This window comes from Streptomyces sp. SID5785 (assembly GCF_009870065.1).
Classification (GTDB): Bacteria; Actinomycetota; Actinomycetes; order Streptomycetales; family Streptomycetaceae; genus Streptomyces.
On the sequence record NZ_WWIA01000206.1, the window covers coordinates 21,865 to 27,864 of the forward strand.

Annotated in this window: 9 protein-coding genes; 3 read left to right on the plus strand and 6 right to left on the minus strand. The window is 71.9% G+C overall.

Translation table 11 applies throughout. The annotated features are described in order from the left end of the window. Window positions 1-121: 121 nt before the first annotated feature. Together GTW43_RS06205 and GTW43_RS37870 are read right to left on the minus strand one after the other, a co-directional pair. On the minus strand, window positions 122-550 hold the full coding sequence (locus tag GTW43_RS06205; protein ID WP_161300609.1) for an RNHCP domain-containing protein: 429 nt from the start codon (window positions 548-550) through the stop codon (window positions 122-124). 39 nt (window positions 551-589) lie between these two features. Then, entirely contained in the window at window positions 590-958 is a 369-nt protein-coding gene (locus GTW43_RS37870) for an RNHCP domain-containing protein (RefSeq protein ID WP_161300617.1), read from the minus strand. Between the two features lie 373 nt (window positions 959-1,331). Here GTW43_RS37870 and GTW43_RS06215 point away from each other — a divergent pair, with 373 nt between their 5' ends. Beyond that, complete coding sequence (locus GTW43_RS06215; protein WP_161300610.1) at window positions 1,332-1,709, plus strand: hypothetical protein; 378 nt, start codon at window positions 1,332-1,334, stop codon at window positions 1,707-1,709. A gap of 165 nt (window positions 1,710-1,874) precedes the next feature. Here GTW43_RS06215 and GTW43_RS06220 read toward each other — a convergent pair whose 3' ends face one another. Then, complete coding sequence (locus tag GTW43_RS06220; RefSeq protein ID WP_161300611.1) at window positions 1,875-2,525, minus strand: superoxide dismutase; 651 nt, start codon at window positions 2,523-2,525, stop codon at window positions 1,875-1,877. A 104-nt stretch (window positions 2,526-2,629) separates the two neighbouring features. Then, window positions 2,630-2,797, minus strand: a complete 168-nt coding sequence (locus GTW43_RS06225; protein ID WP_161300612.1) for a hypothetical protein — start codon at window positions 2,795-2,797, stop codon at window positions 2,630-2,632. A 20-nt stretch (window positions 2,798-2,817) separates the two neighbouring features. Here GTW43_RS06225 and tsaD point away from each other — a divergent pair, with 20 nt between their 5' ends. Further along, entirely contained in the window at window positions 2,818-3,906 is a 1,089-nt protein-coding gene (gene tsaD, locus GTW43_RS06230; protein WP_202501103.1) for a tRNA (adenosine(37)-N6)-threonylcarbamoyltransferase complex transferase subunit TsaD, read from the plus strand. A gap of 34 nt (window positions 3,907-3,940) precedes the next feature. Here the strand turns inward: tsaD and GTW43_RS06235 are convergent, their stop codons facing one another. Beyond that, window positions 3,941-4,711, minus strand: a complete 771-nt coding sequence (locus tag GTW43_RS06235; RefSeq protein WP_161300613.1) for a MerR family transcriptional regulator — start codon at window positions 4,709-4,711, stop codon at window positions 3,941-3,943. A 274-nt stretch (window positions 4,712-4,985) separates the two neighbouring features. Between GTW43_RS06235 and GTW43_RS06240 the strand changes: the two genes are divergently transcribed. After that, a complete protein-coding gene (locus GTW43_RS06240; RefSeq protein ID WP_161300614.1) occupies window positions 4,986-5,495 on the plus strand; it encodes a DinB family protein in 510 nt (169 codons plus the stop codon). A 10-nt stretch (window positions 5,496-5,505) separates the two neighbouring features. Here the strand turns inward: GTW43_RS06240 and GTW43_RS06245 are convergent, their stop codons facing one another. Beyond that, on the minus strand, window positions 5,506-5,892 hold the full coding sequence (locus tag GTW43_RS06245) for a hypothetical protein (RefSeq protein WP_161300615.1): 387 nt from the start codon (window positions 5,890-5,892) through the stop codon (window positions 5,506-5,508). Window positions 5,893-6,000: the final 108 nt, after the last annotated feature.

The window sequence follows — 6,000 nt, forward strand, 5'->3', positions numbered from 1 at the left end:
CGTGGTGTCCGTGCTGGTGTCCGTGGTGGGGTCCGTGGGGGTGTCCGGGCTGGTGCCGACGTAGGGGACGTGTCCGCGGGCGCGGCGGTTCACACGCCGCGCCCGCGGCGGGCCCGTCGCGTCACAGGCCGCCGAGCACCTGGTGGGCGAGCAGCCCGGTGCCCGCGTCCCGGAACGGCCTGAGGGCCAGCCGTATCAGGGCGAGCGGATGGTCGTCGCCCGCGACGCGGTTGGTGCTGAGCACGCCGCAGCGCAGACACCGGTGCACCAGCAGCCACTCCCCGTCCGGCCGCACCGCGACGCACAGCGCCTCCATCCGCCCCCGGCATCCGGCGGCGCGGTCGCCCGGGGTCCGGGCGTCCACGTGCAGGCTGGTCAGACAGGTCGGGCAGTGGTTGCGGTGCCCGGTGCCGGGTGCGTCCGGCGACACGTCGAGCCGGCACCCGGCGCACCGGAAGGCGTGCGCCCGGTGCCCGCCGCGCGCATGGAGCACGTCCTTGCGCCGCTGCGGCCGGCGCCGCCCGTCCTCAGGCCGCGTACGTCGGGCCATGCCGCTCTCCTCCCTCTCCGCGCTGCGCTCCCGGCCCCCTCACAGCGATCCGAACGGCTCGAGCGGGAACGGAGGCTGGGCGAGCGGGCGGACGGCCATGCGCATCAGCACGAGCCGGTTGTCGTCCCGGCCGACCGGCCGCGAGGTGAGCGCGTCGCAGCGGACGCAGCGGTGGATGACCGTCCAGTCGCCCGTGGGCAGGACGGCGATGGAGATCGGCACCATCCGGCCGTGACAGCCGCCGGAGGTGTGCCGGGCGTGCAGACAGGACGGGCAGTGGTGGCGTGCCGGGGCGACGGCAGGTGCGGTCAGCCCGCACCAGGCGCAGACGAATCCGTCGCCGTGCGACGTGCCGGTGGTGGGGTGCGGGGCGGGGCGCTGGGTGGGGTGCGGAGTGGTGTGACGGATGGACACCCGGTGGGCTCCTTGCTGAGAGACGAGGCATGACAGCAAGAGCAGGCCGAGCGGTCTCGACGGGCGCAGGCCCGTACGGACGCGCACGCGTGGTGCGACGGATCCGGACGAACGCTCACACGGAGCTGCGAGGCGCGCTCGGCGCGGGCCGGGTCATCAAGACACCCCTCCAAGGGCACGGAACGAGAAAGCCGATCGGGACGACCGGCCCACCGTAGGCCCGCGAAGACCCCCCGGGCCACTGCTTTTCCGGCGTCCCGGCCGCCCACCGGGATGCGGCACCGCCGGCTCGGCACGCCGCCGTGCCTCGGCGATACTCGACAACGACCGCACGCAGCAGGACCGCCGACGACGGGGGAGTACGACCATGAGGGCCAAGGCACGAACGACCGCACTGATCACGCCGGTTGACCCGGAAGCACAGAACGAGGCGAAGGCCCTCGCGGCCGCGGGCCACACCGTCAAGGCCGTCCGCCGCCTCCGCAAGGGCTCCGAACTGAGCCTGCTCACGGCCACGGTGGCGGTGGACCTCCTGACCGAGGGCCACACCCTTCCCACGACCTACGCCGAGGCCGCCGACGCCCTGCCCCTCGCCGACGCCCCCCTGGCCGCGGAACTGACCTCCCTGCTCGCCGAAGCCGACACCAACGCCGCGATCAGACGCCTCCGCGAACGAACCGACCTGGACCTCCTCGGCGGCCACCACCTGGTCACCGAGCTGAACGGGCGCAGGGACACGCCGTAGCCACCCGCTCGCGGCCGGCCCGGCCCGGGGTCACCCGCAGGCCGTCGTCGCCGCGTGAACGGCGAAGGGCTCCCGCCGACGCGAGGTCGGCGGGAGCCCTCGGCTTGCCTGCCGGTGAAGGGTGAGAAGACGATCACGAGCAGGACATCAGGTTCCCCTGTGCGGTCAGGGGTTGAGCAGCAGCGCGTTCGTGCGCTCCTTGGCGGCGGCGTAGCGCTTGGCGACGTCCTGCCAGTTGACGACGGCCCACATGGCCTCGATGAAGTCGACCTTCTGGTTCTTGTACTGCAGGTAGAAGGCGTGCTCCCAGGCGTCGAAGACGAGGATGGGCGTGGAGCCCTGTCCGACGTTGCCCTGGTGGTCGTAGACCTGCTCGACGATCAGGCGGCCGGAGAGCGGCTCGTAGGCGAGGACGCCCCAGCCCGAGCCCTGCGTCGTGGCGGCGGCCTTGGTGAGCTGGGCCTTGAAGCCGGCGAAGGAGCCGAAGTACTCGGTGATGGCGTCCGCGAGCTCGCCGACGCCGTCGGCGGCGGTCGGCTCGCCGCCGCCGCCGTCCTTCGGGCTGTTCATGTTGTGCCAGTAGATCGAGTGGAGGATGTGGCCGGAGAGGTGGAAGGCGAGGTTCTTCTCCAGGCCGTTGATCGAGCCCCAGGATTCCTTGTCACGCGCTTCGGCGAGCTGCTCCAGGGTGTCGTTGGCACCCTTCACGTACGCGGCGTGGTGCTTGTCGTGGTGCAGCTCGATGATCTGCGGATTGATGACCGGTTCGAGCGCCGCGTAGTCGTACGGAAGCTCCGGCAGCGTGTAGATCGCCATCTCCAACACCCTCACGTTATTGCGACTGGTATGCAGCTGCACGCTAGCAGCAGGAAAGACGCGGTGCGATGCGGCGTTGGACCTAGGACCAGGGGGGTGCGCTGTCACGGGCCGTGCGGGGCCTGCGCGGACCGGTCGCCGGGTGCGGGGCTCGCCGCCTGCGCCTTGGGGTGGTGCGAGGCCACGGTGAACAGGCGCGGCTGCACGTCGGTGGCGACGAGCTGCATCCGGCTGCTGGACGGGCGGTCCGCCGCCTCCGTCTTGTTGCACATATATTGCAAGTGCAGGTTGCATGCAGAAGGAGGCCGTGGTGAGCGCACCGGTGGTGCTGGGGATCGAGTCGTCGTGCGACGAGACCGGCGCGGGCATCGTGAGGGACGGAAAGCTGCTGGCCCACGTGGTGGCGTCGAGCATGGACGAGCACGCGCGCTTCGGCGGCGTGGTCCCCGAGATCGCCTCGCGCGCCCACCTCCAGGCGTTTACGCCGGTCGTGCGACAGGCCCTGTCCGAGGCCGGACTGCGCCTCGGCCAGATCGACGCGGTCGCCGTCACCACCGGACCGGGCCTGTCGGGAGCGCTCCAGGTCGGGCTGGCCGGGGCGAAGACCCTCGCGTACGCGGCCGGGGTGCCGCTGTACGGGGTGCATCACCTGGCGGGCCACGTCGCCGCCGACACCCTGGAGCATGGCCCGCTGCCCGAACCCTGCGTCGTCCTGATCGTCTCCGGCGGGCACACGTCGCTGCTCCTGGTCCGGGACCTGGTGCGCGAGCCGATCCTGCACCTGGGCGACACCCTCGACGACGCGGCCGGCGAGTGCTTCGACAAGGTCGCCCGCATCCTCGGCCTGCCCTACCCGGGCGGCCCCGCCATCGACCGCGCCGCGCAGACCGGCGATCCAGGCGCGGTCGCCTTCCCCCGCCCCCTGACGAAGGGCGGCGACGACCCGTACGCGTTCTCCTTCTCCGGCCTCAAGACGGCCGCCGCCCGCTGGGTGGAACAGCACCGGCAGCGCGGCGAGGAGCCGTCGGTCGCCGACGGCGCGGCCGCGCTCCAGGAGGCGGTCGCCGACGTCCTCACCCGCAAGGCCGTGCGCGCCTGCCGCGACCACGACGTGCGCACCCTGATCGTCGTCGGCGGCGTGGCCGCGAACTCCCGGGTCCGCGCGCTGGCCGAACAGCGCTGCGCCGCGGCCGGGATCGAGCTGCGGGTGCCGCCGATGACGCTGTGCACGGACAACGGCGCGATGATCGCGGCGGTCGGCGACCTGCTGGTCCGCTCCGGCGCCCGCCCGGCCCCGCTGGAGGTGTCCATCGACCCGTCCGCCCCCCTGGAGTACGCCTCCCTGACCCCGCTCCCCGCCCCGGCGCCGCGAGCCGCCTGATGACCGCAGCCGTGCGCGCCGGGGACACCGGGGGTCAGGCGCCGGGAGCGAAGAGCTCGGCGAGGAGTGCTGCGCCGTCTGCGGGGGCGCGCACCTCCATGTGGAGGTGCGGACCGTCAAGGTGGAGACGGAAGTCGAAGAAGGGGCAGCATCGCTGCTCCGCAGCGGCCAGTTCGGCCACCTTCGCCGCCCGTGCGACGGGCAGCGTCAGCCGCAAGCCCTCCGGTATCGGTGAGCGGGCCGCACCGTCCACTGCCTCGCGCCATTGAGCGGCTCGCTCCTCCAAGCCGTTGCCGTCCAACGAGCAGGCGACCGGGGCGGTACGCCACGGCTCGGCCTCGGTGGCGCGCCGACTTGGAGAGAGTTCCGCGTCCACCGGCCCACTGCCGGCTGCCGCGCTCGGTGAGAGGAAGCCGCACTCGGGGTCGCAGCGGCCGGTGCGATCAGGGAGCGCGTCCAGGTGCCTCAGCGCCTGGTGCAGCGAGGTGGTCAGAGCGGCCAGTTCCGTGAGGCGAAGCCGCGCTTCCGTCAGGCGGGCGGCGATCCGCGGGCGCAGGTCTTCCTTCACGTCCTTGCAGGCGCCTGCCTCCCAGACCGAGAGCAGCTCCCCGATCTCGTCGAGCGGTAGGCCCAGGTGCTTGGCCGCGCCGATGAACGCCAGGCGCTCGACGGCGTCCTCGCCGTACACGCGGTAGCCAGAAGCTGTCCGACCGGCTGGCAGAAGCCCGGCGTCGTCGTAGAAACGCAGGGTCGTGGCCGGTACGCCGGAGCGCTCGGCGAGCCGGGAGATCCGCATCGTGCTCATGCCTCCGACGGTAGAGCCTCGACCCGGGTCGAAGGTCAAGCCCGCATCCGGCATCCGGGCCCGATCGGGAGAGACGGCAGTGCGCCGGGGGCGGACAGGACAGACCTGGCGAGCTACGGCCTGAGGAAGCGGGGCAGGCTGAGGCGCATGGTCACCGCCGCCCCGTTGTCGTATCCCCGGTGTAGCGTCCGGGCCGAAGTCGGGTTCATGTTCTGCGGTCGACGGAGGCGGGCGGATGACGAGTACGGCAGGCGTCGGAGGACAAGCGCGGCGGGTGAACGCCGAACTCGACGCGCTCAAGGGTGCGTTGGACCACCAGCGCGCGCACGTCCTCGGGATCCTCGAAGGGCTCTCGGAGGATGATCTGCGGCGGCCGGTGCTGCCCAGCGGCTGGAGCTGCCTGGCCTTGCTGCGCCACCTCACCCTGGATGTCGAACGTTTCTGGTTCCCCGGGGTGATCGCGGGCGAGCCGGATGTGGCTGGGCAACTCGCGGCAGGGGCGGAGGCGCACTGGTACGTGCCCGAGGGGATGACCAGCGGCGAGGTCTTCGCCGACTACCGGGCGGCCATCGCCCGCGCGGACGCGGTGCTCGCCGCTGCCGGCCCGGAGCAGGAGCCCGCCGCGTGGCCCGTGGAGATCTGGCCGGCCTGGCGGCTGCCTGACGTGCGGCGCATCGTGATCCATGTGCTCACCGAAGTCGCCTGCCATTGCGGCCACTTGGACGCGGCACGCGAACTCATCGACGGCACCACCTGGCTCGGCGGCAACCCTTACGCCGGATAGTCCTGTGACGTCACGCCCTGATCAATCTGGGACGGGCCTCTGGACGTCCGTATTGAAGGATGCGCGGTAGAACTTCACGCATGCGCGCCAAGTCCTCTGCCGGGGCACGAAGCAGCGCCTCGACGACAGGGTCGGTCAGTCCGATGGCGTCCAGCGACTCCGGATCCAAGGTGACCCGCAGCATGTCGTCGTCCAGCTGCACCTCACGTACGCAGCCGTAGGCAGTGCCCTGGTCAGGTGTGACGAGACAGTGCGTGTCGGGCTCGTCGACGTCGCACATGAACATCAGCGAGAACCCGTCCTCGTCGTCCGACTCCGCCACGCCTGCCATCAGGCAGTCATCCATTTCTGGATCATCGAGTCCGCACGCCACCAGCGCCGTGAACCTGTACGTCATGCAGGCGTTCTAGCACTGAGGTCCGACGGTCGGCAGGGGGTGGCTCATCACGCTCGCCATGATGTGCCCGCGGCCGGGAGCGGCGCCCCCACGCACCTGGTAGATCGG